The sequence below is a fragment of the Sphingomonas sp. UYP23 genome (assembly GCF_054059235.1).
In genome coordinates, this window is sequence record NZ_JBSSBX010000001.1 from 3,765,683 (window position 1) to 3,791,272 (window position 25,590).

The following is a 25,590-nucleotide window of genomic DNA, read 5'->3' on the forward strand; positions in this document are numbered from 1 at the left end:
ATAGGACGCGCATTGCTGCTGGCATCGGTAGCCGGATTGTACCTGATGGACCCGTGTTCCGCATTCGCCCAATCGGCGGCGGGGGCCGGGGATCGCGCCGCATCGCCGTCGATCGTCGATCCTGCGACGGCTGCTGCGGGCGGACCATCGGCCGTGGAGCCGCCCGATCGCGCCACGCCGCCTCCGCAGAACACCGATATCATCGTCACCGCCTCGCGGCTCGATCTGCTCGGCCGCGCGGCGACCGCCAGCCAGGGGACGATCACCGCGAAGGAAGTCGCGCTGCGCCCGATATACCGTCCGGGACAGCTGTTCGAGAGCATTCCCGGGTTGGTGGTCACGATCCATTCGGGCGAGGGCAAGGCGCAGCAATATCTGATCCGCGGCTATAATCTCGACCACGGCACCGATTTCGCGAGCTTCGTCGACGACATGCCCGTCAACCGGCCGAGCAACACGCACGGGCAGGGCTATTCCGACCTTAATTTCCTGATCCCGCAGATCGTCAGCGCGATCGATTATACCAAGGGGCCCTATTATGCCGGGATCGGCGATTTCGGCTCGGTCGCCTCGGCGCACACGCGCATCGCCAACGAGATCCCGAACCAGGCGCGGGTGACCGTTGGCACCGATGGGTATCAGGAGCTGTTCGGCGGCGGCACGGTGCGCCTCGGCGAAGACCGCCGGTTGCTCGCCGCGATCGACCTCGCGCATTACGATGGCCCATGGCAGCCCGCGCAGGACTTCAAGAAGGCGAACGCGACGCTGCGCTACAGTCAGGGCAATGCAACCGACGGCCTGAGTGTGACGGGAATGTTCTACCAGAGCGGGGGTGGCCTCATCACCGATCAGCCGCTGCGCGCGATCGAGGCGGGGCTGATCGATCGCTTCGGCACGCTCGACCCCTCCGACCACAGCGAGTCGTTGCGCTACAGCCTGTCGGCGCACCTCGACAAACCAGTCGGTGCCGGGCAGCTCGCGGTCAGCCTCTATGCGATCCACAGCACGATGACGCTGTGGAACAACTTCACCCACTATCTCTATGATCCCGTGAATGGCGATCAGGCGTCGCAGAGCGAGGATCGCAACACCTTCGGCGGGACCGCGGCCTATACCTTCCAGAACCGCTTCGGCACGCTGCAGAGTGAAACGGTGGTCGGGCTTCAGGCGCGCTACGACACCGCGTTCGTCGATCGCAAGCATACGCGCGGCCGCACTACGACGCTCGACTATTGCAACCTGCAGCAGGACGATGCGCCGATCCTGACCTATGCCGCGGTCAACGGCTATTGCACCGCCGACCGCGTCCACATGCTCGACATCGCGCCGTACGTGCAGAACACGCTGCACTGGACGCCGTGGCTGCGCACCATCGTCGGCCTGCGCGAGGAATATTATCGCGCGAGCGACGTGAGCTTCGTCACCGGCACGCGCGGGAGTGGCCACCAATGGCTGGCACAGCCCAAGGCGAGCGTGGCGATCGGGCCGTTTGCCAAGACCGAACTCTATGCGAGCTACGGCCGGGGATTCCATTCGAACGATGTGCGCGGTGTGTACGGCACTGTGCCCGCGGTCGGCACGCCGCTGGCAAGCGGGACGACACCGTTGCTCGCGCAGACGACGGGCTTCGAGATCGGGATTCGCTCGAACATCATCCCGCGGCTGTCGCTTCAGCTCGCGGTGTTCCAGCAGGATTTTGATTCGGAACTGCGCTACAATGCCGATACCGGGCAGGACGAAGCGGGGGCGCCGAGCCGACGCAAGGGGCTGGAGGTTTCTGGCCAATACCACCCGTTCCGCTGGCTCGAACTCAATGCCGACCTCGCCTTTGCCAAGCCGCGCTATCGCACCGCCGATCTCGCCGCTTATGGGCTCACCGCGCCGTACATCGCCGACGCGCCCAACTTCATCTATTCGGCGGGCATTCTGGTCGACAAGCTCGGCGGCTGGTCGGGCAGCCTCATATGGCGTCGGCTCGGGACGCATCATCTGAGCGACGGCGAGGCCTATCCGATCGACCAGGGCTATAGCGAGTGGAACCTCAACATCGGCTATGCCCTGCCGCACGGCTGGCAGATCGGCGTGGGCATCTTCAACCTGTTCAACAGCCGCGATGAAGCCGCCGATTATTATTACACCAGCCGCCTGCCGGGCGAGCCGAGCGAGGGGGTCGCCGACTTCCAGCAGCATCCGCTCGAACCGCGTTCCGCCCGTTTCTCGCTGACCAAGACGTTTTAGGCGATGTCGGCACGGCGTCGGCGGTCAGGCCGCCGGCGCGGCAAGCTCTTCGTCGGGCAGCAGTTCGGTGTCGATCTGTGCCTGCATCGCCGCTGGATAGCGCGCGCCCTTGAGCGCGCCGGGAGGCAGGAGCGTGTCGACCGCAGCGATCAGCTCTGCGGCGAGCGGTCGCGATGCGGCGGCGAGGTTGTCGGCAAGGTGCGTCGGATTGGTCGTGCCCGGGATCGGCACGATGAATGGTCGCTGGGCAAGGACCCAGCCGAGCGCCAGCTGCGCCGGGGTGAGCCCCGCCTCCGCCGCCAGAGCGTCGAATGTCGCGACGACGCCGAGGTTCTGCGACAGCAACGGTTCGACGAAGCGCGGCATCGGGCGGCGGATGTCACCCTCGGCATAGCTGTCGTCGTGAACCGCGCCGGCGAGCAACCCGCGCGCCACTGGCGAGAAAGCGACGAGCGTGATGCCGAGTTCGGCGCAGGCATCGAGCACGGCGACTTCGGGATTGCGCACCGCGGGTGAATATTCGGATTGCACCGCCGCGATCGGGTGAACGGCGTGCGCACGGCGGATCGTCGCGGCGGACATTTCGGACAGGCCGATCGCGCCGATCTTGCCCGCTTCCTTGGCGCGGACGAGCGCGCCAATCGACTCCTCGATCGGCACGCGGCGGTCGAGCCGGTGCATGTAATAGAGATCGATATGGTCGGTGCCGAGCCGTTCGAGCGCGCCGTCGAGCGTGCGGGCGATTGCTTCGGGCGATCCGTCGAGGCCGCGCTTGCCGTCGATCATGTCGAGCACGCATTTCGACGACAGCGTGAACTCGCTGCGTCGGTGCATCACCGCGCGGCCGATCAACCGCTCATTCTCGCCGGCGCCGTAAAGCGCGGCGGTATCGAGCAGCGTATAGCCGAGATCGAGCGCTGCGTTGAGCAACCGCGCGCCATCCTCCGCACTTGGTGGCACGCCGTAAGCATGGTTGAGATTCATGCAGCCAAGCCCGATCGCCGAGACGGTGAACGGGCCGATCGAGCGGGTCGGCAAGGTCATGGCAGCTCCGAATGAAGCGGGCGGGTCAGCCCAGGTGCTCGGGCCAATATAGCCGCATCGGATTGTCGACCAGCAGCTTTCGCTGCAAGACGGCAGTCGGAGCGATCCGCGGGATGACGTCGACCAGCGTGCCGTCGTCGGGGATGCGATGCTCCATATTGGGGTGCGGCCAATCGGTGCCCCACAGCACGCGATCGGGGAAGCGCTCGACCACCGGGCGGATCACCGCGACGAAATCGTCGAACGGCGGGCCCTGCGGCGACAGCCGCTCGGCGCCCGACACCTTGGTCCAGATGTTGGGGTGATCGTCGAGCAGCTGGACGAAGCGGGTGATGTCGGCGCCGCCGGGGCCTTGCGCGATGTCGGGCGGCCGAGGTGATCGACCACGATCGTCGTCGGGATCGCGGCGAGGAAGGGTTCGAGTTCCTCGAGGATGTCGGCCTCGAAATAGACGACGACGTGCCAGCCGAGCGGGGCGATGCGCCGCGCGATGTCGAGGAACTTGTCCTTGGGCGCATCGTCGACCAGCCGCTTGAGGAAGTTGAAGCGGACGCCGCGAATGCCGCCGTCGTGCAGCTTCTGCAGTTCGGCATCGTCGATGTCGGGGCTGACCACCGCGACGCCGCGCGCCGCGCCGCCCGACTTGGCAATCGCGTTCAGCGTCGCGGCATTGTCGGTACCGTGGCAGCTCGCCTGGACGATCACGTTGCGCGAAAAGCCGAGCTGGTCGCGGAGCGCGAACAGCATTTCGGGTGTGGCGTCCTCGGGGTGATATTTCGCCTTGGGGCTGAATGGAAAGTCGGCCTCGGGCCCGAAGACATGGACGTGCGCGTCGATCGCGCCGGGGGGCGGGACGTAGCCGGGGGTGCTTGGCTGGTCGACCCAGGTCTTGGTGCGGCTCATGTGAAAACCTCTCCGTCCATCAATTTGCGCGCGGTGCGCAGCATGCCCGCCTCGACCGGCTGGCCGGCAGCGTCGATCGTCACGACGCATTCGGTGACGCCGCTCGGATGCTCGACGCCGAGCGTCTTGGTGTTGCCGTCGGGGACGTGGGCGAGGGCTGCGGCGGGCGAGCCCTCGATCAGGCACGCGGTCGCGACGCTGACCGCGCCGAGCACGCCGATCGAGGCGTGGACGCGGTGCGGGATCAGCGAGCGTACCGCGATCGCGCCGTCATCCTTGGGGGCTGCGACGAGCATCATCTTGGGGACCGACTTTTCGGTGACGTCGCCGAGCTTCATCAGCGGCCCGGCCTTCAAGCGGATCGCCTCGATCTTCGCCTTCATCGCGTCGTTCGCATCGAGTGTCTCGCGGTCTTCGTACCCGGTGACGCCGACATCGGCGGCAGCGAACACGACGCACGGCATGCCGTTGTCGATCATCGTGACCTTCACGCCGTCGATCGTGTCGACGCCGTTGCCGGTGGGCAGCAAAGCGCCGCACGACGATCCGGCGGTGTCGCGGAAGGCGAGCGGGATCGGCGCGGCGGTGCCCGGCACCCCGCTGATCGTGGCATCGCCGTCGTAGCGGACTTGGCCGCCCGGCGTCTGCAGCGTGGCGACGGCGACCTGTTCCGTATTCTCCATGAAGATCGCGACGCGGGTTTCATCGCCGCTCGGCGTCACCAGCCCGCGCTCGACCGCGAAGGGGCCGACCCCGGCGAGCATGTTGCCGCAGTTCTGGCTGTCGCTGACGAGCGGCTGGTCGACGAACACCTGAAGGAACAGATAATCGACGTCGACGCCCTCGCGCGCGGATTTCGAGACGATTGCGACCTTCGAGGTCAGCGGATCGGCACCGCCCATGCCGTCGATCTGGCGCGCGTCGGGCGAGCCCATCACGCGGAGCAGGAAGGCGTCGCGCTCGGCGGTGTCGGCGGGGAGGTCGTCGGCGAGGAAGAATGCGCCCTTCGACGTGCCGCCGCGCATCCACATGCAGCGCACGCCCGGAATCGCGGGGTCACTCATAGCGCAGCCCCAGCGCTTCGAGCTTGCCGCGCATATCGTAGATGTCGAGCCCGAGTTCGCCCGCCGCGAGCCGCTGGCGCTTCGATTCCTCGTTCGCCTCGCGCTTGCGCGCCGCTTCGAGCACGGCTGGCGCATCGGCGCGCTTGACGACGCAGACGCCGTCGTCATCGGCAACGATCACGTCGCCCGCCTCGATCGCCGCGCCCGCGCAGACGATCGGCACGTTGACCGAGCCCAAGGTCGCCTTGATCGTGCCTTGCGCGAACACCGCCTTCGACCAGACCGGGAAGCCCATGTCCTTGAGGTCGCGCACGTCGCGCACGCCCGCGTCGATCACCAGCCCACGACACCCGCGCGCCATCGCGCTGGTCGCCAGCAGGTCGCCGAAATAGCCATCAACGCACGGCGAGGTCGGCGCGAGGACGAGGATATCGCCTTCCTTCAGCTGCTCGATCGCGACGTGGAGCATCCAATTGTCGCCAGGCGGCGACGAAATGGTGACCGCCGACCCGGCGATCCGCGCGCCCGAATAGATCGGCCGCATGTAGTGCGCGAGGAGGCCGATGCGCCCTTGTGCCTCGTGCACCGTCGCCACGCCGGCATGGGCGAGACCATCGATCACGCTCTGCTCCACTCGCGAAATCTCGCGTACCACGCGTCCGGCCATGCTCACTCTCCTTGCGGCGTCGGAGTGCCCGGCGCAGCCGAAACCCCCAAATCAAATCTCGTGCACGGCCATAAGATTATACTATGGGAGGCTATGGCGCACGATCCGCTCGACCTCAATCTCCGCCACCTCCATGCGTTGGCGACGGCGACCGAGCTGGGCAGCATCAGCCTCGCCGCCGAAGCCGAGAATCTGTCGCAGCCGGCGCTGACGCAGGGGATCGCCAAGGTCGAGCGGCAGCTCGGCGTCGCCTTGCTCGATCGCCGCGCCGACGGGGTGAGCGCGACCACGCCCGGTGCCGCGCTGGTGGTGCGGATCCGCGCCGCCTATGCGCGTCTCGCCGAAGCGTCGCGGGCGAGCGCGCGCAGCGGGGCGCGGGGGTTTGCGCGGCCCGAACGGCTGATCACCGCGACGCAGTTGCGCGCGTATCTCGCGCTGGCGAATGCCGGGAGTTTCGCCGCGGCGGCGCTCCAGCAGGGGCAGTCGCAGCCAGCAGTCCACCGCGCGGTTCGCGATCTCGAAAGTCTGTATGGCGTGCCTTTGGTCGAGCGGCGCGGGCGCGGCGTGGCGTTGACGCATGCCGGGCGGCGGCTCGCGCGTGGGGCGCGGCTGGCGGTGCTCGAGCTTGCTGCCGGGCTGGTCGAGGCGCTGCCCGAGGGTGCTGCGGAGCGGATCGCGATCGGCGCGATGCCGCTGTGCCGCGCGCTCGTCCTGCCGCACGCGATCGCGGCCTTCGCGCGGAGCGAGGCGCGCGTCACGGTCGACGTGCGTGAAGGATCGTGGCGCGAACTGGTCGAGCCGCTGCTCGATGGCGAGATCGACGTGATGATGGGCGCGCTGCGCGAGATCGCGCCCGCCGGGCTCGAGCAGACGCCGTTGTTCGAGGATCGGCTGGTGATCGTCGGGCGGGTCGACCATCCGCTCGTCGGCCGTACGCCCGAACCCGCCGACCTGCTGCGCTATCCGTGGATCGTGGCGCCGCATGGATCGCCCTTGCGCACGCTGTGGCAGGGACTTTTCGCCAATAACGATGTGCCCGAAGCGCCGATCGAATGCGGATCGGTGATGGTGATCCGCGGCGTGCTGCGCGACAGCGATTTCCTGACCTTGCTGTCGCCCGACCAGGTCGCGCCCGAGCTCGCGACCGGCGTGTTGCGTCAGATCGGCGATCCGATTGCGCAGGCGGTGCGGACGATCGGTCTCACGGTGCGGCAGAATTGGCGCCCGACGCCCGAGCAGGAGCATTTCCTCCAGCTGCTCCGCGCGGCAGTCCGCGAAACGAGACTTCCGGAAAACCGATAGCAGCGTGCAATTGTGATTGGCGGGGCGGGCGCGGCTTTGCCACCACCGCTGCATGGCGACGCAAGATCCCAGTTTCATCGGTTTTGGAGAGGCGGCGATGGCCTTCGCCGGCGGTCTCTCGGCATCGGGCTATGATCGCAAGCTTGCCGATCCAGCGACGCGCGCCGCCAAACTGGCGGACTTCAACGCACTCCAGACGCATCCCGCGCTGACCAACCGCGAGGCGGTCGAGGGCAGGGCGGTGATCCTGTCGCTCGTCACCGCCGACCAGGCACGCGCCGCGGCAGACGAAACAGCGCTGTCGATCGCGCCCGGCGCGCTGTTCTGCGACCTCAACTCGGTCGCGCCCGAAACCAAGCGCCACGCCGCCCACGCGATCGAGCAGTCCGGCGGCCGCTATGTCGATGTCGCGGTGATGGCGCCGGTGCATCCGCTCGGTCGCAAGGTGCCTCTCCTTGTGGCAGGCCCCCATGCCGAAGCGGGCGCCGAGGCGCTGACCGCGATCGGCTTCACCAACGTCCGCATCGTCGGCGCCAGCATCGGCGCGGCGAGTGCGATCAAGATGATCCGCTCGGTGATGGTCAAGGGGCTCGAGGCACTCACCGCCGAATGCCTGCTCGCGGCCGAAGCGGCGGGGGTGCGCGACGAGGTGCTCGCCTCGCTCGACGCCAGCGAACGCGCGCGGCCGTGGGCCGAGCGCGGCGCCTACAATCTCGAACGGATGATCGTCCATGGCGGCCGCGGCGCCGAGGAAATGGTCGAGGTCGTCAAGACGCTCGACGCCCTCGGCACCGGCTCGGCGATGGCACGCGCCACCACCGAGCGTCAGCGCGCGCTCGGCGCGCTCGGCGTTGCCCCCACCGATACCCTCGATTCCACGCTCGCGCTCCTCAATGCGCGGCTTTCTCCTGCTTTCGGATGTGCCGCATGACCCTCGTGATCGACTGCCATGGCCATTACACAACGGCCCCACCCCAGCATGACGCGTGGCGTGCCGAACAGACCGCGGCGTTCAAGGCGGGCACGCCGGTCCCGGCTTACCCGGCAATCAGCGACGACGAGATCCGCGCGACGATCGAGGCCAACCAGCTCAAGCTGATCCGCGAGCGCGGCGCCGACATGACGATCTTCAGCCCGCGCGCCTCGACGATGGCGCCGCATGTCGGCGACGAGAGCATCGCACTGCAATGGGCGCAGGTGTCGAACGATCTGATCGCGCGCGTCTGCGACCTCTACCCCGAGACCTTCGTCGGCGTCTGCATGCTGCCGCAGAACCCGCAGGCCGACATGGCCGGCTCGATCGCCGAACTCGAGCGCTGCGTTACCGAGCTTGGCTTCATCGGCTGCAACCTCAATCCCGATCCCGGCGGCGGTCACTTCACCGCGCCGCCGCTGACCGACCGCTTCTGGTATCCCTTCTACGAGAAGATGGTCGAGCTCGACGTACCCGCGATGATTCACGTCTCGGGATCGTGCAACCCGGCGATGCACGCCACCGGCGCCTATTACATCGCCGCCGACACGATCGCCTTCATGCAGCTGATCCAGGGCGACCTGTTCCGCGATTTTCCGACGCTGCGCTTCATCATCCCGCATGGCGGCGGCGCGGTGCCGTATCATTGGGGGCGCTATCGCGGGCTCGCCGACATGCTCAAGCAGCCCGACCTCGCGACGCATCTGATGAACAACGTGTTCTTCGACACCTGCGTCTATCACCAGCCTGGCGTGAACCTGCTGGCCGAGGTGATCGACAGCAAGAACATCCTGTTCGGCAGCGAGATGGTCGGCGCGGTACGCGGGATCGACCCGCAGACCGGCCATTATTTCGACGACACCAAGCGCTATGTCGATGCGCTCGCCATCCCCGAGGCCAAGCGCGCGGCGATCTTCGCGGGCAATGCGCGCCGCGTCTTCCCGCGGCTCGACGCCAAGCTGAAGGCGCGCGGACTGTGAGCACCTGGGTCCGCAACGCCTGGTACGTCGCCGGCTGGGACAGCGAAGTCGACCATCAGCCGCTCGCGCGCACGATCTGCGGCGTGCCGATCATGCTCTACCGCAAGCTCGACCGGCAGGTCGTGGCGATGCGCGATGCCTGCCCGCACCGGCTGCTGCCGCTGTCGATGGGAATCCGCGAGGGCGATTCGATCCGCTGCAAATATCACGGCCTGACGCTCGGCCCCGACGGCGTTGCCGAGGAAATGCCGCTCAAGACCGACCGCGTGAACGCGCGCGTCTGTGCCGAGACCTACGTCGTCGCCGAGAAGCATCGTTTCGTCTGGCTGTGGGTCGGCGACAAGGCGCTCGCCGACGAGGCGCTGATCCCCGATCTGTGGCCGTGCTCGACGCCGGGCTGGACCTTCGACGGCGGCTATTACCATGTCGAAGCCGATTACCGGCTGATGATCGACAATCTGATGGACCTGACGCACGAGACACACGTCCATTCGGGCTCGATCGGCCAGCCCGAACTGATGGAGGCACCGCTCCAGACCCGCGTCGAGGGCGACCGCGCCTATGTCGCGCGCTGGATGCCCGGCGTCGATGCGCCGCCCTTCTGGCGCGGCGCGCTCAAGCAGCCGGGGCCGGTCGATCGCTGGCAGATTTGCGAATTTCTTGCGCCCTCCTCGGTGATGATCGACGTCGGCGTTGCGCCGGTCGGCGCGGGCGCGACGCTCGAAAGCCATGACCAGGGCGTGCGCGGGATGGTGGTCGATTGCATGACCCCCGAGAGCGAAGGCACGATGCACTATTTCTGGGGCATGGCGCGCAGCTTCGACGTCGACGATCCCGGCTTCACCGCGCGCTTCAAGCGCGCGCAGGGCGGGGTGTTTTCCGAGGACAAGGAAATCCTCGAGGCGCAGCAGCGCGCGATCGCGCTCAATCCCGATCTCAAGCTCAACGCCTACAATATCGACGAGGGCGGCACGCGCGCGCGGCAGATCATCCGCCGCCTGATCGCCGCCGAGGAGGCACGAGTATGACGGCACCACGCGACATCCACGCCTATCTGGCGGAGCTCGAGACCATCCCTGGCACGCGCGTCTACACCGCGGCGCGCGCGCGCAAAGGCTTTCACCTCAACCAGTTCGCCTTCAGCCTGATGCAGGCGGAGAACCGCGAGCGCTTCAAGGCCGACGAGCGCGGCTATCTCGACGCCTGGCCGCTGACCGACGCGCAGAAGGCGGCGGTGCTGGCGCGCGACTACAATGCGATGCTCGACGCGGGCGGCAACATCTATTTCCTGGCGAAGATCTTCTCCACCGACGGCAAGAGCTTCCAATATGCCGCCGGCACGATGACCGGCATGAGCCAGGAGGAATATGCCGCGATGATGCTCGGCGGCGGGCGCTCGCCTGAGGGGCTGCGCTCTTTGGCCGAACAGGCCGCGCTCGCCGAGGTGGCCGAGATCGCCGCCGAAATCCCCAACGCGCCGACGGCGGAGAACTGACATGGCCCGCATCACCGCCGGCATCACCACCAGCCACATCCCCGCGGTCGGCGCCGCGCTCGACAATGGCAAGGCAGATGAGGCCTATTGGCAGCCGGTCTTCGCCGGCTACGAGTTCGCGCGGGCCTATGAGCGCGACACCAAGCCCGACGTCGTGATCCTGGTCTATAACGACCACGCCTCGGCGTTCGACATGACCTTCATCCCGACCTTCGCGATCGGCTGTGCCGACAGCTTCCCGATCGCCGACGAGGGCTGGGGCCCGCGCCCGGTGCCGGAAGTGCAGGGGCATGCCGATCTCGCCTGGCACATCGCGCAGAGCTGCATCCTCGACGAATTCGACATGACGATCATCAAACCGATGGCGGTCGACCACGGGCTGACCGTGCCGATGTCGCTGATGTTCGGGCAGGTCGATACCTGGCCGGTCAAGGTCGTGCCGATCGCGGTCAATGTCGTCACCTATCCGCCGCCGTCGGGCAATCGCTGCTGGCTGCTCGGCGAGGCGATCGCGCGCGCGGTGGCGAGTTATCCCGAGGATCTCAACGTGCAGATCTGGGGGACGGGCGGGATGAGCCATCAGCTCCAGGGGCCGCGCGCCGGGCTGATCAACAAGGAATGGGACACCGCCTTCCTCGACAAGCTCACCGCCGACCCAGAGGCGCTGCGGCACATGCCGCACATCGACTATCTGCGCGAAGCGGGGAGCGAGGGGATCGAACTCGTCATGTGGCTCATCATGCGCGGCGCGCTGGGGCCCAAGGTGCGCGAGCTGCACCGTCATTATCACGTGCCGGCGTCGAACACTGCCGTCGGCCACATCGTTCTGGAGCCATTGCCATGAAGATCGCCCTCGCCGGTGCCGGCGCTTTCGGGGAAAAGCATCTCGACGCCCTGCAGAAAATTGACGGGGTCGAGGTCGTTTCGATCGTCGGCCGCCGGCTTGAGCCGACCAAGGCGGTCGCGGCCAAATATGGCGTGCAGCATGCCTGCACCGAGCTCAGCGAAGCGCTCGAACAGCCCGGGCTCGACGCGGTGATCCTCGCGACCCCGACGCAGATGCATGCCGAGCAGGCAATCCAGTGCATGACGGCGGGCAAGCATGTCCAGGTCGAGATCCCGCTGTGCGACAGCCTCGCCGACGGCGAGTCCGTGCTGGCGAAGGCCGAGAAGACCGGCCTCGTCGCGATGGTCGGCCATACGCGGCGCTTCAACCCGTCGCACCAGTTCATCCACGACAAGATCGTCGCGGGCGACCTCGCGGTCCAGCAGATGGACGTGCAGACCTATTTCTTCCGCCGCAAGAACATGAACGCCAAGGGCGAGGCGCGCAGCTGGACCGATCACCTGCTGTGGCACCACGCCGCGCACACCGTCGACCTGTTCGCCTATCAGGCGGGGCCGATCGTCCAGGCCAATGCCATCGCCGGGCCGCTCCATCCCGAGCTCGGCATCGCGATGGACATGTCGATCCAGTTGAAGGCCGAGAGCGGTGCGATCTGCACGCTGTCGCTGAGCTTCAACAATGACGGGCCGCTCGGCACCTTCTTCCGCTACATCTGCGACAATGGCACCTGGATCGCGCGCTACGACGATCTCGTGACGGGCCGCGAGGAGCCGATCGACCTGTCGGGCGTGGCGGTTTCGAGCAACGGCATCGAGCTGCAGGACCGCGAATTCGTCGCAGCGATCCGCGAGGGGCGAGAGCCCAATGCGAGCGTCGCGCAGGTCATGCCATGCTACCGCATCCTCGACCAGCTCGAGCGGCAGCTGGCGTCATGAGCACGCGCCGCACCCAGGTCGCCGTCATCGGCGCAGGACCCGCCGGGCTGCTGCTCGCGCATCTGCTGCGCGCCGAGGGGATCGACGTGATCGTGATCGAGCGCCAGACGCCCGATTACGTCCTCGGACGGATCCGTGCAGGCGTGCTCGAACGCGGCACGACCGATCTGCTCCACCAGCTCGGGCTCGGCGCGCGGCTGACGGCCGAGGGGATGGTCGAAGACGGCTTCGCCCTCGCCGATGGCGAGCATCTGATCCGCATCGACATCGCCGCGCTGACCGGCAAGCGCGTCACCGTCTATGGTCAGACCGAGGTGACGCGCGACCTGATGGATGCGGCGCCGGCCCGCGGAATCGAGATCATCTATGGCGCGTCGGATGTCGCGCTGCATGATCTGACCGGCGATCGGGCGGCGGTGACCTTCAGCGTCGACGGCGTCGAACAGCGGATCGAGGCCGATTTCATCGCCGGCTGCGATGGCTTCCACGGCCCGTCGCGCAAAGCCATACCGGTAGCGGAACGACGCGAGTTCGAGCGCGTCTACCCGTTCGGCTGGCTCGGCATCATGGCCGACGTGCCGCCATGCCATCCCGAACTGATCTACGCCAACGGCCCCAAGGGATTTGCGCTCGCCTCGATGCGATCGCCGACGCGCAGCCGCTATTACATCCAGGTGCCGCTGACCGACCGGATCGAGCAATGGCCCGAAGAGCGGTTGTGGGACGAGCTCGAGGAGCGCTTCGCGCCGCTCGCCGCAGGGCCGGTAACGCGCGGACCCGCGCTCGAAATGTCGATCGCGCCGCTGCGGTCGTATGTGTTCGAAACGATGCGCTACGGTCGGCTGTACCTGGCGGGCGACTCCGCGCACATCGTGCCCCCGACCGGCGCGAAGGGGCTCAACCTCGCGGCGTCCGACGTCGCCTATCTCAGCCAGGCGATGATCGCGCATTATCGCCGCGGCGACGATAGCGGACTCGACGGCTATCAGGCCAAGGCGCTCGCGCGGATTTGGAAGGCCGAGCGCTTCAGCTGGTTCCTGACCAAGTTGATGCACCGCTTCCCCGAGGACGGTCCGTTCGAGCACCGCATGCAATCCGCCGAACTCTCCTATCTTGCTAGCTCGACGGCCATGCAGACCGCAGTCGCTGAGAATTATGTCGGGCTGCCGCTGTGAGGCGGATGTTTGTGGGGAGGGCCGCCGCGCCCAACCGCTAACGGTCCTGAAGGGCAAACTTAGACTGTCGGCCGATCCGAGCGAGTGACATTACTGTTCGAGCGCGTGTTGCGCGTGTACCGACATTGTCGCAACGTCGGCGGCCGGTGCGGCCGTGGCTTCAGGCACGGCGGGTCCTTATTGCGAGTGGCTGCTTAAACCGTATCGGACGCTGTAGAGCGGCGCTGTGACTGGAAATCCGCCCGGTGCGTCAACCGGACCTGCGTTGAGCACCGTTCGGTCGCTGGTTGCGGCTAATTGGAACGAGGGCGCGGGCGACCGCATGCACCACTCCCCGCTCGCAAAAAGTAGGGGATGGCGCTCCTCCAACTGCACAGTCAAGTTCGTGCGTCATGGCGCGCGACAGGCGTCGATTGCAACGCAGGTGGTCCAAGTTCACAATCCGGACTAGCGTCGTTTCGGGTATGTAATCTGCGACACTGGCGCTTTTACCTTTGGCTTAAGACGTTTTGCATTGGCTCCGGTCTGTTTTCCGAGTTCAGCCCTTAGTTTGGCGTAGCGTGTTTCGAGATCGCGGATGCGCGCTGTTGCTGTGGCTGCGTTCTGGCTCACCATAGTCAGAGTCGCGCGAAGCTCGGTCACCTCAGCTGCGTTTGCGTCTCGCATCTCGGTCACATCAGCCAGCGTGGCCCGCAAGTCGCCGAGTTCTGTGTTCCGCGCTCGCATCAGCGCGTACGATGTTTCGATGTCAGCTTCCAATTGTTCGCGATCAGCGGCTGCTTGCGCGAGCATTTCGGCGTGGGACTCGAAGCGTTGGGATGCTGAAGCATTGAGGTCCGAAATACTGGCCTCGAGCTTGCGGTTGCGTGCCGAAACCGCTGCTGCAGTTTCCTCGGAGGTTGCGAGCGAAGCGCGCAGTTCGGACAGTTCGGTATCGCACGCTTGCGCATAGGCACGTGACTTTTCAATCTCACCCTGAAGTCGCTCGCGTTCTGCGGTCGCCTCGGCCACACTGCGCTCAAGGGCTTGGGCGCTTCTAGAGGCCGCATCTTCCAGCTGCGAACGGCTGGCCTCGAGCTCGGTGGTTCGCTCCGCAAGATTTGTCGCAGTTTCGCCTGTAGTCACGAGAGCAGCGCGGAGCTCGACAATTTCGATTGCCTGCGCATCATGGGTTGCGGTTGCCGCTGCCAGAGCAGCGTTCGCTCCATCCAGCGCGGCGCGCGCTTCGAGCAATTCGGTGTCGCGGGCGTGTCCATAAGCCTGTGCAGTCTCGACCTCAGCTTGCAAACGCGCTTGCGCGGCTTGCGCTTCAGCGGCAATCCGCGCCTGATCAACCTCGAGGTCTTGGCTGTGGGCCACAAGCGACGCTGCGGTGGCATCAGAAGTTGCAAGCGCGACGCGCAGCGTATCGAGTTCATGATCGGATGCCTGCCCACCGATACGCAACGTTTCGATCTCAGCACGCAACTGCTCGCGCTCTGCGGTGGCTTCAGCGAGGATGCCGGCATGGGACTGCGCCGTCTCTAAGATTTCGCGCTTCAGCTGCGCATTGTGAGCCTCGATCTCGCGGGTGTGTTCCAAGAGCGCTGTCTCGGTCGCGAGTGTCGCACGCAGCTCGGTGGCCTCGGCCGCGTGCGCATCGCGGATCGCGGTCAATTCCACCACGGTAGCGTTTGCAGCTTCCAGCGCTGCCTGAAAGGTCGCCAGCTCTGCTTCTCGTGTCTGCACAAGGGCGCGCAATGTTTCTACTTCGCCCTGAATCCGCTCGCGCTCGGCGGCTACCTCGGCGAGGAAGTGCGCGTGGCTCTCATCCTGCCCGGAGGGTGCGTCGCTGAGATGCGCATGCCCGGCTTCAAGCTCGCGGACGCGGTCTAAAAGCGCGTTTGCGGTTTCGCCTGCGGTTGTGAGTGCAGCCCCTAATTCTGCCGCGTCGGCCGTTTGGGCGTCGCGGACAGCGGCCACTTCCGTCAGCGCGGTCCGCAGGGTGACCAATTCGGTGTCCCGCTGTTCGACCTCACGACGGACGCTTTCCAACTCGCGCTGAGACTCCAAGACCCTGTGCTCGGCATGGGTTTGCTGGGCTCGAGTTTCCTGGATCTGTCCCGCAAGGGTCTCGATCTCACTGCGCAACGCTTCTTCGACCTCGATCCTGCGATGAAACTCTGCGCCATGGTTTTCCGATTGCTCGAGCGCCTGGGCAACTGCCCTGTCGCGCTCTTCGCTTATCGGAATAATGATCGGTGAGACGATCTTGTCGAGATCGGCAAGCCATTGCTGAACGTCATTGCTCTTGTCTTCGTTAGAAGGCCTGCCTTCTGAAGAACCATCGGCATGTCCGGTAAGCCCCTCAATATATTGGAATATATCCTCGATCGCCTTTAAATGGCTGGGAATATTTGGAAGTGTTTTCGCGTTGTTGTGGCGCAAGTTCGGTCGGATGAATGCATTTATTGCGGCATGCGATTTTGCGGTCCGCCGCGGCAACTCCATGCCAAATTTGACTTCAATGTCATCAAGAACCGACGTCGGTTTAACCAAAACATCTTCGTACCGACAAAATATGCGCTCATGCTGACGCGTCAAAATTTCAGCGCTGGCTTCGTAGGAGGCCCAAAGTATCAATCCGTGATCAAATGCAATGCCGTCGCGATGCCGTAACGAGGCAGCGACTTCGAGCGGGCTACGGACCATGATAACAAATTTGCAACGATATCCCTCGGCTTCGCACGCCGCCGCCCAGAGGTCTGCAAGCAATGAAACACGCGGTTCTTTCAGAACGATGAGTTTCTTGTTGCCATAATCCGCTCGGACCACATCCCGGGCCGCATCGACATACGACTCTAAAAGGGCGCGACGCGAAGCATTCATCCCGAGACCGAAGGGCGAACTCCACGTTACATCGAAAGCGCTCAGAACCTCATCGTTCAAGTCGGCCACGCGTTGCGGTTCCCAATGACCCATCTCATTGGAGGGCGCAGCGCCCATCAAACCCTTGGGGAGCGCGGCTCCCGCAAGCGATAAGAGCCGCGCCATTGCCGAACTTCCGGATCGGTGCATACCGATAACCAGAATCGCAATTTTTTCAGTCATATGAGGCACTCCCGAGCGTCAACTCTCGATAGCGTATCATTTGCGAGACAGTCCATAGGCGTGTTGACCGCCACGGGGCGCGTCGTCTGGGCAATCGCCGTCACCACGCTCCACGACACAGCCGCAGTGGGGCGGTTCAGCGACCAAACCTCGCCGCGCTCGCCGTACCGAAAACACTTCAATCTACGACCATCATGGTGACGAGGAACGGATTTGCGGCAACGGTTTAATGCGCCGACCCTGTCTAGCGACGTCGCGATCAGCGCCCGTTCGCCGCCTTCGGGCGCGTCAGTGGCGAGCGCCGAATGGACCGCGTTCGTAACGCGCGCGCCGACAGCTGCGAGCCACGCTTGGCTTTATTGTCATAATACTATATCAAATCGATCGCGCCGGTCGAGGGCGTGCATGGACGGGGAAATGGAATGGACCGGGACAATCTGCCGCTGACGGGTCTGACGGTCGTCGAATTCACGCATATGGTGATGGGGCCGTCGGTCGGGGTTATCCTCGCCGATCTCGGTGCGGACGTGATCAAGGTCGAGCCGCTCGGTGGGGATCAGACGCGGCGGTTGCTCGGCTCGGGCGCCGGCTATTTCCCCATGTTCAATCGCAACAAGCGCAGCATCTGCCTCGATCTCAAGAGCGAACAGGGCATCGCCCTGGCGAAGCGGCTGGTCGCAGGGGCCGATATCCTGGTCGAGAATTTCCGCCCGGGCACGCTGGCGCGCCTCGGCCTGGGCTACGAAGCCATGGCGGAAACCAATCCGCGGCTGATCTATTGCTCGGCCAAAGGCTTTCTCGCCGGCCCGTATGAAAATCGCACCGCGCTCGACGAGGTCACGCAGATGATGGGCGGGCTTGCCTATATGACCGGGCCGCCGGGCCGGCCGCTTCGCGCGGGATCGTCGGTGATCGACATAACCGGCGGCATGTTCGGCGTGATCGGCGTGCTCGCCGCGCTCGAGCGGCGGCATCGCACCGGGCGCGGTGGCGAGGTGAAATGTTCGCTGTTCGAGACCACCGCCTTCCTGGTCGGGCAGCATATGGCGCAGATGGCGGTGACCGGGCAGGCCGCGCAGCCGATGCCGGTGCGCATCTCCGCCTGGGCGATCTACGACGTGTTCGAGACGGCGCAGGCCGAGGAGCAATTGTTCGTCGGCGTGGTGAGCGATGCGCAATGGACGGCATTCTGCGCCGCATTCGGGCTCGACGATCTCGGCAGCGATCCCGCGCTTGCGCTCAACAACCAGCGGGTACTGGCGCGCGATGCGATCCTGCCGCGCGTCCGTGCGCTGTTTGGCGGGATGCAGCGCAGCGATCTGGTGGCGACGCTGGAGGCGATCGGCCTCCCATTCGCGCCGATCGCGCGGCCCGACGATCTGTTCGACGATCCGCATCTCAACGCGGCGGGCGGACTGCTCGACGTCACCATCCCCGGCGGAGCGGCGACGCGGCTGCCGGCGCTGCCGCTCGAATTCGATGGCGAACGCCCCGGCCTGCACCACGATATCCCGACGATCGGCCGCGACGGCGATGCGATCCTGCGCGATCTCGGCTTCGACGATGCCGAGATCGCGGCGCTAACGGCGTCCGCCTGAGGCGCTGAGATCGACGCTGATCCGGTAGCGATCGGCGCGATAATCGGCGATCGTGAGGAGCAGCGGCGTGCCCGCATCGTCCTGGACGTGGCGCTCGACGCGCAGCACCGCGGCGCGCGGCTCGAGCGCGAGCGCTTCGACCAGTTCGGGATCGGCCGACAAGGCCGAGATCGTCTGGCTGCCGCTGCCGATCCGCGCGCCCGAGCGCAGCAGCAATTCGAGCAGGGGCGCGGTGGTCAAGGCGGTCTCGGTCAGGACGTCGGCGAAGCGCAGCGGCGTGTAACTGACGATCCGGCCGAGCGGTTCGCCATCCTTGTACCGCACCCGGACGGCGCGCAGCACCTGCATCTGGGAGTCGATGCCCAGCGCCTCCGCCACGCCAGGATCGGCCGGCACCGCGCCCAGCGCCAGGACGCGCACCGCCGTATCGCGCCCGAACGCCAGCAGCGACTCCACCGTCTGGTCGATATCCGCGTCGATCGCAGCGGGCCGCGCGCGGTGGATCACGCGCGTGCCGATCCGGCGGCGCCGCTCGACCAGCCCCATGTCGCTCAATTCATCGAGCGCGCGCCGCGCCGTTATCCGCGAGACGCCGAACCGCTCCGACAATTGATGCTCGGTCGGCACCGTGCTGCCATAAGCGCGCGTGCCCGACAGGATCTCGTCGCGCAGCGCCAGAAAGATCTGGTGATACAGCGGGACGGCATCGCCGCGCCGCATCGTGGTCGTTCCGTTCTTCACGCATCCTCCATTCGCACGTTACGCTACACCGAGATAGCGCAACCGCCAGTCGACTTTTATGATATACATGTATATCAAATGCCGTGCCCCGAGTGGGGACGGGAAACGAGGTGCGCATGGCGTCGACGGTATTCGAAAAGATCTGGCAGGCGCATCGCGTGCTCGATCTCGGCGGCGCGACCGCATTGATCGCGATCGACCGCGTCTTGCTGCACGAGCGCACCGGCGGGGTCGCGCTGCAAAGCCTCGCCGCGGCCGGCCGCGCGGTCGCGTGCCCCGAACAGGCCTTCGCGACGATAGACCACGTCGTCGATACGCGCCCCGGGCGGACCGACGTCACGACCATGCCGACCGGCACCGCTTTCATCACGGCGACGCGTGAGGCCGCCAACGCCGCGGGCATTCGCCTGTTCGATCTCGGCGATCCTGGGCAGGGTATCGTCCATGTCCTGTCGCCCGAGCAGGGCATCGTGCTGCCCGGCCTGACCCTGGTCTGTCCCGACAGCCATACCTGTTCGCAAGGCGCGCTCGGCGCGCTGGCCTGGGGTATCGGCTCGACCGAAGCGGAACATGCGCTGGCGACGATGACGCTGCGCATCGACAAGCCCAAGACGATGCGGATCACGATCGAGGGGGCGCTCGCCCCCGGCGTGACGGCGAAGGACCTCGCACTGCATCTGCTCGCCACGTTCGGCGCGTCCGGAGCAAAGGGCCATGTCGTCGAATATGATGGCCCGGCCGTACGCGCGCTGGATGTCGAGGGGCGGCTCACCTTGTGCAACATGGCCACCGAATTTGCGGCCTTCTCGGCGATCATCTCCGCCGACGATGTCGTGTTCGACTATCTCGCCGGCCGCCCGTTCGCGCCATCCGGGGCCGCGTGGGACGTGGCGGTGGCGCATTGGCGCAGCTTGCACAGCGATGCCGATGCGGTGTTCGACGTCGATTATGCCGTCGATGCGGGCGAGGTCCGGCCGATGGTGACATGGGGCACCAGTCCGCAGCATGCCGTGCCGCTGACGGGCGCGGTACCGGCTCATGCCGAGATCGCCGCGCGCGATACGGCTGAAGCGCATGGCCGCGCGCTGGACTATATGGGGCTCGCGGCTGCCACCCCGATGATCGGCCTGCCGATCAACGCGGCCTTTATCGGCTCGTGCACCAACAGCCGCCTGTCCGATCTGCGCCGCGCTGCCGCGATCCTCGCGGGGCGCCATGTCGCGGACGGTGTCCGTGCGATCTGCGTGCCGGGCTCGAGCCAGGTCAAGGCGGCGGCCGAGGCCGAGGGGCTCGACCGCATCTTCGTCGCTGCGGGATTTGAGTGGCGTGAATCGGGATGCTCGATGTGCTTCTTTGCCGGCGGCGAGAGCTTCGGCGCGCAAGAGCGGGTGATCAGCTCGACCAACCGCAATTTCGAGAGTCGGCAGGGGCCGGGAACGCGATCGCACCTTGCCTCGCCGGAGACGGTCGCGGCATCGGCGCTTGCCGGACATATCGCCGATCCGCGCGATTGGGCCGCAGCATGAGCCAGCCGTTCGAGACGCTCATCGCGGTCGCCGCGCCCTTGGTGCGCGACAATATCGATACCGATGCGATCATTCCTTCGCGCGAGATGACCGCAGTGTCGAAGCAGGGCCTGGGCGTCGGGCTGTTCGCCAGCCTGCGCTATGTGGCGATCGGCACGCGCGAGCCGCGGCCCGATTTCGTGCTCAACCAGCCGGCCTATGCGGGCGCGACGCTACTGCTCGGCGGCGACAATTTCGGCTGCGGGTCGAGCCGCGAACATGCCGCCTGGGCGCTCGCCGATTACGGGTTCCGCGCGGTGATCGCGCCATCCTTCAATCCGATCTTCCGCGGGAATTGCGTGCGCAACGGCATCGTGCCGATCGTCTTGCCGCGCGACGCGATCGACGCGATCGCGGCCGACGTGTCGCCTGATCCGCAGGCACGCCGGGTGACGATCGATTTGCCGCGCCAGACCGTCCGGACTGTGGCCGGGCTCGAATGGACCTTCGAGATCGACGGCGAGGCCAAGGCGATGCTGGTGGCAGGTCTCGACGCGATCGATCTGACGCTGACGCATCGCGATGCGATCGCCAGCTTCCGTGCGGTCGATGCGGAGCGGCGGCCATGGGCCTACCCGCCGCGCTGCGGCGATACCGCTTGACGCCCTAGAGTTGTACGGACAAATTATCGGTATGCAGCCAGAGACAGTGTTCAACCGCGTTCCGCGCGAGGCGCTTGCGCCCGACCTGCAGCCTTTATGGGATCATTCGGCCGCGCTGCACGGCGACACGACCTTTTTCGAGGTGATGGGCAACGCGCCCGAGGCGACGCGCTGGTATATGGATCAGTTCTACCGCCAGCTCTTCCACTCGGGGCGGGTCGATCAGAAGATCCTCGAGCTGGTGCGGCTGCGGCTGGCAAACATCCACGGCTGCGCCTTCTGCAACCGCAGCGACCGGATCGCCGCGCTATCCGCGGGCTTGAGCGACGCGGAGGTCGATGCCATCGCCGACTATCGCGCCGGTCCGTTCGACGAACGCCAGAAAGCCGCGCTCGAACTCGCCGACGTGATGGCGCTGACGAACGCGAAGGGCGCCGTCTCGAAGGCGCTTTACGACCGCATGAAGCACAGCTTCAGCGACGGCGAACTGGTCGAGCTCGGGCTCGTCATGGCGGTGCTCGTCGGCATGGCGAAATTCATCTTCGCCTACGATCTGGTCGAGAAGGAAGACTATTGCCCCTTCATCCCCGACGCCGCGCGCCTTTGATCAGCCTGGCGCGATGATCGATTTCTACACCAGCGACACCGCCAACGGCCAGAAGGTCGCGCTGATGCTCGAGGAGACGGGACTGGCGTATCGCCGGCATGACGTCGATCTGGTCGGTGGTGCGCATCTCGAAGCCGCTTTCCTGGCGGTGCACCCGCTCGGCAAGATCCCCGCGATCGTCGACGCTGACGGGCCGGGCGGCACGCCGCTGGCGCTCGGCCAGTCGCTGACGATCGTGCTGTACCTTGCCGAGAAGAGCGGCCGCCTGCTTCCGGCCGACCCACGCGAACGCGCGCTCGCGCTGCAGTATATGGCGCTGGTCGCGAGCGATATCGGCGCGGCGTTTTCGGGCCTGTTCAATTGCGGACTGCTGCTCGAGATGACGGGGCGGCCGGCGGTTCGCGAGACGGTCGCCTATTTCACCGATCAGGCGCATCGCGGGCTCGCGGTGCTCGATCGCCGCCTGTCGGAAAGCGCGTACCTCGCCGGCGACGCCTTCACCGTGGCCGACATCCTGGCCTATCCCATTGCCGTTTCGTCGGTACGGTTGCTGGAGCCAGAGCCGTTGGCGGCGTACCCCGCAATCGCACGCTGGGCGCGCGTGATCGCGCTACGGCCAGCCGCGCGCACGGTGTTCACAAAGCTCTAGTGCGCATGGCGGGTAGCCGCTATTTGTCCGGACAAATATCGCGCGCAGGAGCCGCCCATGACCGAACACTATCGCGCCATCCGGCTCGAACGCTTTGCCGCAACGTTCCGCGAAGCCGCCGACATCGTCACTCTGCCGCTGGCGCCGCCCGGCGCGGGCGAGCTTTCTGTGCGCAATCACTGGTGCGGGGTCAACGGCATCTTCGATACGCAGATCGCGCGCAACGCGGTCGATTACATCACGATTCCGTTGCCGAGCATGACCGGGGTCGAGGCGATCGGCGTGATCGATGCGGTCGGTGCCGGCGTCACCGATTTCGCGGTCGGCGACGCGGTGATCACGACGCGCTTCACGGGTGGCTATCGCGAACGCAATGTCGGCCCGGCTTCGCAATTCATCGCCGCGCCCGACACGCGGCCCGAATGGATGATCCTCAGCTCGACCGGCGTGTCCGCCTGGCTCGCGCTCGAGCGGATCGGGCAGGTCGCCGACGGCGAGACGGTTGCGATTTCCGCCGCTGCGGGCGGGCTCGGTCATTTGATGGTGCAACTCGCCAAACGGCGCGGATGCCGGGTCGTCGCGGTCTGCGGCGGGGCGGACAAAGTCGCGTTTCTGCGCACGCTCGGGGCGGACCGCACGATCGATTATCGCACCGAATCGGTGGCCGCGGTGCTCGAGGCGGAATTCAAGGATGCGATCGATGTCGGGCTGGACAGCGTCAGCGGAACGATCTTCGACGCCTTCGCCGACAATCTGGCGCCCGCCGGTCGGCTCGTCGTGTGCGGCGCCGCGAGCGATCTCGACGGCAAGCCCGAGATCGTCACCGCGCCGCGCATCGGGACCAAACTCTATTACAAGGGCGCCTTGGTGCGCGGCTTCATGAACGGACGGCCGACCGCGCACTGGCCCGAAGCGCGGGCGCGGATGTTCGAGCTGTTCGCCGCTGGCGAGATCCGGCCCGCGATGGACGGCGTGCCGTTTCGCGGGCTCGAATCGATCTACGACGCGGTCGAGCGGCTTTCGTCGGGCGCGCCGATCGGCAAGGTGGTGGTCGATCTCAGGCCCTGACGGGGCCGCGCCTCCGGGTCAGTCCAGTGCCGCGATCACCGCATCGGTGTCGCTGACCAGCCCGAGCTTGGGGAAGATCGGGTCGAAACTGAAGCGGTGCATTTCGGTGCCAAAGCTGGTCGTCGCATCCTCGGCGAAGACGATCGCATAGCCATGTTCCCACGCAGCGCGGGCGGTGGATTCGACGCCCATATTGGTGGCGATCCCGGCGAGAACGATCGTGTGTATGCCGCGGCGGCGCAGTTGGACATCGAGGTCGGTGCCGTGGAAGGCACCCCATTGATGCTTGCGGACATGCACGTCGCCAGCCGCGGTGCCAAGTTCGGGCGCGACCGCGACGAACGCGTCCATGTCGGCCGGTGCTGCGATGGCCGGCGCATAGCGTTGGCGCGGCGCATCGGCCATGTCGGCGGCCCAGCCGACCGTCACCAGTACCACGGGCAGCCCCTTCGCGCGGAAGCCTGCGGCCAGCCGGGCGCTCGCGGCGACCACCGCGGCCGCGGGGTAGGGGGCTGTATCGCGCGACACGATCCCGCCCTGCAGGTCGATCAATACCAGCGCGCTGCCCGCGCCGATGTGGAGCGTGTCGGTCATGGAATGGCTTTCGAAGACTGCCGGATCGCCCCGGCGAGGAAATAGCGCCCGTTGCTGATCCGCGTTTCGCGCGCGTCATAGCCGTGGCGAACGATCAGGCTCGGCGCGAACAGCTCGAAGGTGGCGGCGGCGTCAAACCCCGCCGCGACGAACATCTCCGCCAGCGGCATGGCGTAATAGACGTCCATATAGGGCTCGGCATTGCAGCGGATGTCCCAGTCGCGCAGCGATTGCGTATAGGCGTCGAGCTGGTCGAATTGCGGCGCGTCGGAATGGAACATGATCCCGCCCGGCGCAGCAGGCGATGGCATTCGGCGAACACGTCGGGCACCACACCGTCGCCGGTCTCGTGCAGCAGGATGCGCGAGAAGACGAGATCGAAATGCCCGTCGGGATAGCCGGTCGCCTCGGCAGGGCGCTGGCTGAAGGTGGCGTCGACCCCCAAGGCGGCGGCGCGCGCGGCGCCATAGCGCAGGCATGGCGCGGAGACGTCGATGCCGATCACCTCGGCGTCGGGATAGGCCTGCTTGAACGGCAGCAGCGTATGGCCGACGGTGCAGCCAAGCTCGAGGATGCGCTGCGGCCGGAAGTCGGGGAACTGCTCGCGCAGCCGCGCGGCGATGCTGTGGCCGACATCGTCGACCAGCGGCCCCATCGCGGCGATCCGGTGGATCGACAGCGCGCGGTCGTACACCGCACCCGCGGCGATCGGATCCTGCGCAACGGTGTCGGCATAGCCGCCGGCCATGTTATGCACCTCGCCCTGAACATAGCTGGGGAAGACCAGGTCCGGATCGAGCTCGAGCCGCGCGGGACCGTTGCCGAGCGCAGCGGCGCGCGCTCCCAGTTCGTCGCACTGGCCATCGACGATCGCCTGCGACGCCTCGAACGCACGGCGCTGCGCCAGGGTGCGCGCCAGGTACCAGGCGCGATTGACGTCCTGATCGAGCATCGCCTCGGCAATCTCGTGGCGGTCGGGCGCACGGCCCAGCTGCGCGACGAGCGCCGGTTCGACCACCGCGTCGTAGCGGGCGCGGAAGCCCCGGCGGATCTCGGCCTCGAGATAGGTTTGGACCTCGCCCCAAAAGGCTTCGCGCGCGGCGTCGCCTGAGGATGCCGGGAGCATCATCGCATGCGGTGGCGCGACAGCGGTGCTCATGCCTCGGCGCCGTGTTGCGGCGTTACGCGCAGGTGGCGGAACACGCTGTCGATCAAGGCCAGCCGCTTGCGCTTGAGCCGCTGCGCGATCGCGGCATCGGGGCGGAAGCCATCGACCGCGCCGGGCGCGAGCGTACCGTTGCGCTCGCCGAGCAGTTCGATCACCTCGAGCCGCTCGCGCAGCACCGCGACTTCGGCGGTGAGCGCGGTGACCATCTGCAGCGTCCGCTCGGCGACCGATTCACCGAGCTCGGATATGTCCTTGGTCATGCGCGCACCTCCTTCATTCTGGCAG

23 protein-coding genes and 1 pseudogene are annotated in these 25,590 nt (G+C 66.4%); 15 read left to right on the plus strand and 9 right to left on the minus strand.

Translation table 11 applies throughout. The annotated features are described in order from the left end of the window. The first annotated feature begins 45 nt into the window (after positions 1–45). Entirely contained in the window at positions 46–2,238 is a 2,193-nt protein-coding gene (locus tag ACVWYO_RS18590) for a TonB-dependent receptor (protein ID WP_457353318.1), read from the plus strand. A 24-nt stretch (positions 2,239–2,262) separates the two neighbouring features. Here the strand turns inward: ACVWYO_RS18590 and ACVWYO_RS18595 are convergent, their stop codons facing one another. The 4 genes and pseudogenes from ACVWYO_RS18595 to ACVWYO_RS18610 all read right to left on the minus strand — a co-directional run bounded on the left by ACVWYO_RS18595 (position 2,263) and on the right by ACVWYO_RS18610 (position 5,916). After that, on the minus strand, positions 2,263–3,282 hold the full coding sequence (locus ACVWYO_RS18595; RefSeq protein WP_457353320.1) for an aldo/keto reductase: 1,020 nt from the start codon (positions 3,280–3,282) through the stop codon (positions 2,263–2,265). Between the two features lie 25 nt (positions 3,283–3,307). After that, positions 3,308–4,185 (minus strand): annotated as a pseudogene (locus ACVWYO_RS18600) (amidohydrolase family protein). Further along, the gene (locus ACVWYO_RS18605) at positions 4,182–5,249 is read right to left on the minus strand and encodes a 4-oxalomesaconate tautomerase (protein ID WP_457353322.1); all 1,068 of its coding nucleotides are present in this window, start codon (positions 5,247–5,249) and stop codon (positions 4,182–4,184) included. The pseudogene ACVWYO_RS18600 and the gene ACVWYO_RS18605 overlap by 4 nt, the downstream one beginning before the upstream one ends. Further along, a complete protein-coding gene (locus tag ACVWYO_RS18610) occupies positions 5,242–5,916 on the minus strand; it encodes a 4-carboxy-4-hydroxy-2-oxoadipate aldolase/oxaloacetate decarboxylase (protein ID WP_457353324.1) in 675 nt (224 codons plus the stop codon). Before ACVWYO_RS18610 ends, ACVWYO_RS18605 begins: the two co-directional genes overlap by 8 nt. A 93-nt stretch (positions 5,917–6,009) precedes the next feature. Between ACVWYO_RS18610 and ACVWYO_RS18615 the strand changes: the two genes are divergently transcribed. The 8 genes from ACVWYO_RS18615 to pobA are packed head-to-tail and all read left to right on the plus strand — an operon-like array spanning position 6,010 to position 13,623. Next, positions 6,010–7,218 carry a LysR substrate-binding domain-containing protein gene (locus tag ACVWYO_RS18615; RefSeq protein WP_457353326.1) on the plus strand — a complete coding sequence of 403 codons (1,209 nt, stop codon included), beginning with the start codon at positions 6,010–6,012 and terminating at the stop codon, positions 7,216–7,218. Positions 7,219–7,270: 52 nt separating this feature from the next. Beyond that, the gene (locus ACVWYO_RS18620) at positions 7,271–8,149 is read left to right on the plus strand and encodes a DUF1932 domain-containing protein (protein WP_457353328.1); all 879 of its coding nucleotides are present in this window, start codon (positions 7,271–7,273) and stop codon (positions 8,147–8,149) included. Continuing rightward, a complete protein-coding gene (locus tag ACVWYO_RS18625; RefSeq protein ID WP_457353329.1) occupies positions 8,146–9,171 on the plus strand; it encodes an amidohydrolase family protein in 1,026 nt (341 codons plus the stop codon). Before ACVWYO_RS18620 ends, ACVWYO_RS18625 begins: the two co-directional genes overlap by 4 nt. After that, positions 9,168–10,199, plus strand: a complete 1,032-nt coding sequence (locus ACVWYO_RS18630; protein ID WP_457353331.1) for a Rieske 2Fe-2S domain-containing protein — start codon at positions 9,168–9,170, stop codon at positions 10,197–10,199. Before ACVWYO_RS18625 ends, ACVWYO_RS18630 begins: the two co-directional genes overlap by 4 nt. After that, positions 10,196–10,666: a protocatechuate 4,5-dioxygenase subunit alpha gene (gene ligA / locus ACVWYO_RS18635; RefSeq protein WP_457353333.1), complete on the plus strand. Its 471-nt coding sequence runs from the start codon at positions 10,196–10,198 to the stop codon at positions 10,664–10,666. Before ACVWYO_RS18630 ends, ligA begins: the two co-directional genes overlap by 4 nt. A gap of 1 nt (position 10,667) precedes the next feature. Next, positions 10,668–11,510 (plus strand): class III extradiol dioxygenase subunit beta, encoded by an 843-nt coding sequence (locus ACVWYO_RS18640; RefSeq protein WP_457353335.1) that lies wholly within the window; start codon positions 10,668–10,670, stop codon positions 11,508–11,510. Continuing rightward, positions 11,507–12,448 carry a Gfo/Idh/MocA family oxidoreductase gene (locus ACVWYO_RS18645; protein WP_457353337.1) on the plus strand — a complete coding sequence of 314 codons (942 nt, stop codon included), beginning with the start codon at positions 11,507–11,509 and terminating at the stop codon, positions 12,446–12,448. Before ACVWYO_RS18640 ends, ACVWYO_RS18645 begins: the two co-directional genes overlap by 4 nt. Next, the gene (gene pobA, locus ACVWYO_RS18650; protein ID WP_457353339.1) at positions 12,445–13,623 is read left to right on the plus strand and encodes a 4-hydroxybenzoate 3-monooxygenase; all 1,179 of its coding nucleotides are present in this window, start codon (positions 12,445–12,447) and stop codon (positions 13,621–13,623) included. Before ACVWYO_RS18645 ends, pobA begins: the two co-directional genes overlap by 4 nt. Before the next feature lie 447 nt (positions 13,624–14,070). Here the strand turns inward: pobA and ACVWYO_RS18655 are convergent, their stop codons facing one another. Next, positions 14,071–16,713: a hypothetical protein gene (locus ACVWYO_RS18655; protein WP_457353341.1), complete on the minus strand. Its 2,643-nt coding sequence runs from the start codon at positions 16,711–16,713 to the stop codon at positions 14,071–14,073. Between the two features lie 422 nt (positions 16,714–17,135). On the opposite strand from ACVWYO_RS18655, the gene ACVWYO_RS18660 reads away from it, so the two are divergent. Beyond that, positions 17,136–18,311, plus strand: coding sequence for a CaiB/BaiF CoA transferase family protein (locus ACVWYO_RS18660; RefSeq protein ID WP_457353343.1), 1,176 nt, complete (start codon positions 17,136–17,138; stop codon positions 18,309–18,311). Here ACVWYO_RS18660 and ACVWYO_RS18665 read toward each other — a convergent pair. Beyond that, the gene (locus ACVWYO_RS18665; RefSeq protein ID WP_457353345.1) at positions 18,294–19,052 is read right to left on the minus strand and encodes a GntR family transcriptional regulator; all 759 of its coding nucleotides are present in this window, start codon (positions 19,050–19,052) and stop codon (positions 18,294–18,296) included. The genes ACVWYO_RS18660 and ACVWYO_RS18665 overlap by 18 nt on opposite strands. A gap of 110 nt (positions 19,053–19,162) precedes the next feature. Here ACVWYO_RS18665 and ACVWYO_RS18670 point away from each other — a divergent pair, with 110 nt between their 5' ends. The 5 genes from ACVWYO_RS18670 to ACVWYO_RS18690 are packed head-to-tail and all read left to right on the plus strand — an operon-like array spanning position 19,163 to position 23,543. Continuing rightward, the gene (locus ACVWYO_RS18670; protein WP_457353347.1) at positions 19,163–20,578 is read left to right on the plus strand and encodes a 3-isopropylmalate dehydratase large subunit; all 1,416 of its coding nucleotides are present in this window, start codon (positions 19,163–19,165) and stop codon (positions 20,576–20,578) included. Next, positions 20,575–21,219 carry a 3-isopropylmalate dehydratase small subunit gene (leuD, locus tag ACVWYO_RS18675; RefSeq protein WP_457353349.1) on the plus strand — a complete coding sequence of 215 codons (645 nt, stop codon included), beginning with the start codon at positions 20,575–20,577 and terminating at the stop codon, positions 21,217–21,219. The genes ACVWYO_RS18670 and leuD overlap by 4 nt, the downstream gene beginning before the upstream one ends. A 31-nt stretch (positions 21,220–21,250) precedes the next feature. Beyond that, the gene (locus tag ACVWYO_RS18680; RefSeq protein WP_457353351.1) at positions 21,251–21,826 is read left to right on the plus strand and encodes a carboxymuconolactone decarboxylase family protein; all 576 of its coding nucleotides are present in this window, start codon (positions 21,251–21,253) and stop codon (positions 21,824–21,826) included. A 13-nt stretch (positions 21,827–21,839) separates the two neighbouring features. After that, positions 21,840–22,475 (plus strand): glutathione S-transferase family protein, encoded by a 636-nt coding sequence (locus ACVWYO_RS18685; RefSeq protein ID WP_457353353.1) that lies wholly within the window; start codon positions 21,840–21,842, stop codon positions 22,473–22,475. Between the two features lie 57 nt (positions 22,476–22,532). Continuing rightward, positions 22,533–23,543, plus strand: coding sequence for a zinc-binding dehydrogenase (locus ACVWYO_RS18690; RefSeq protein WP_457353355.1), 1,011 nt, complete (start codon positions 22,533–22,535; stop codon positions 23,541–23,543). 18 nt (positions 23,544–23,561) lie between these two features. On the opposite strand, the gene ACVWYO_RS18695 is transcribed toward ACVWYO_RS18690, so the two are convergent. From ACVWYO_RS18695 to ACVWYO_RS18705, 3 genes are all read right to left on the minus strand, one after another. Continuing rightward, positions 23,562–24,137, minus strand: a complete 576-nt coding sequence (locus ACVWYO_RS18695) for a hydrolase (protein ID WP_457353357.1) — start codon at positions 24,135–24,137, stop codon at positions 23,562–23,564. Between the two features lie 94 nt (positions 24,138–24,231). Beyond that, the gene (locus ACVWYO_RS18700; RefSeq protein ID WP_457353359.1) at positions 24,232–25,296 is read right to left on the minus strand and encodes a class I SAM-dependent methyltransferase; all 1,065 of its coding nucleotides are present in this window, start codon (positions 25,294–25,296) and stop codon (positions 24,232–24,234) included. Continuing rightward, positions 25,293–25,565: a hypothetical protein gene (locus ACVWYO_RS18705; RefSeq protein ID WP_457353361.1), complete on the minus strand. Its 273-nt coding sequence runs from the start codon at positions 25,563–25,565 to the stop codon at positions 25,293–25,295. The genes ACVWYO_RS18700 and ACVWYO_RS18705 overlap by 4 nt, the downstream gene beginning before the upstream one ends. Between the last annotated feature and the right edge of the window lie 25 nt (positions 25,566–25,590).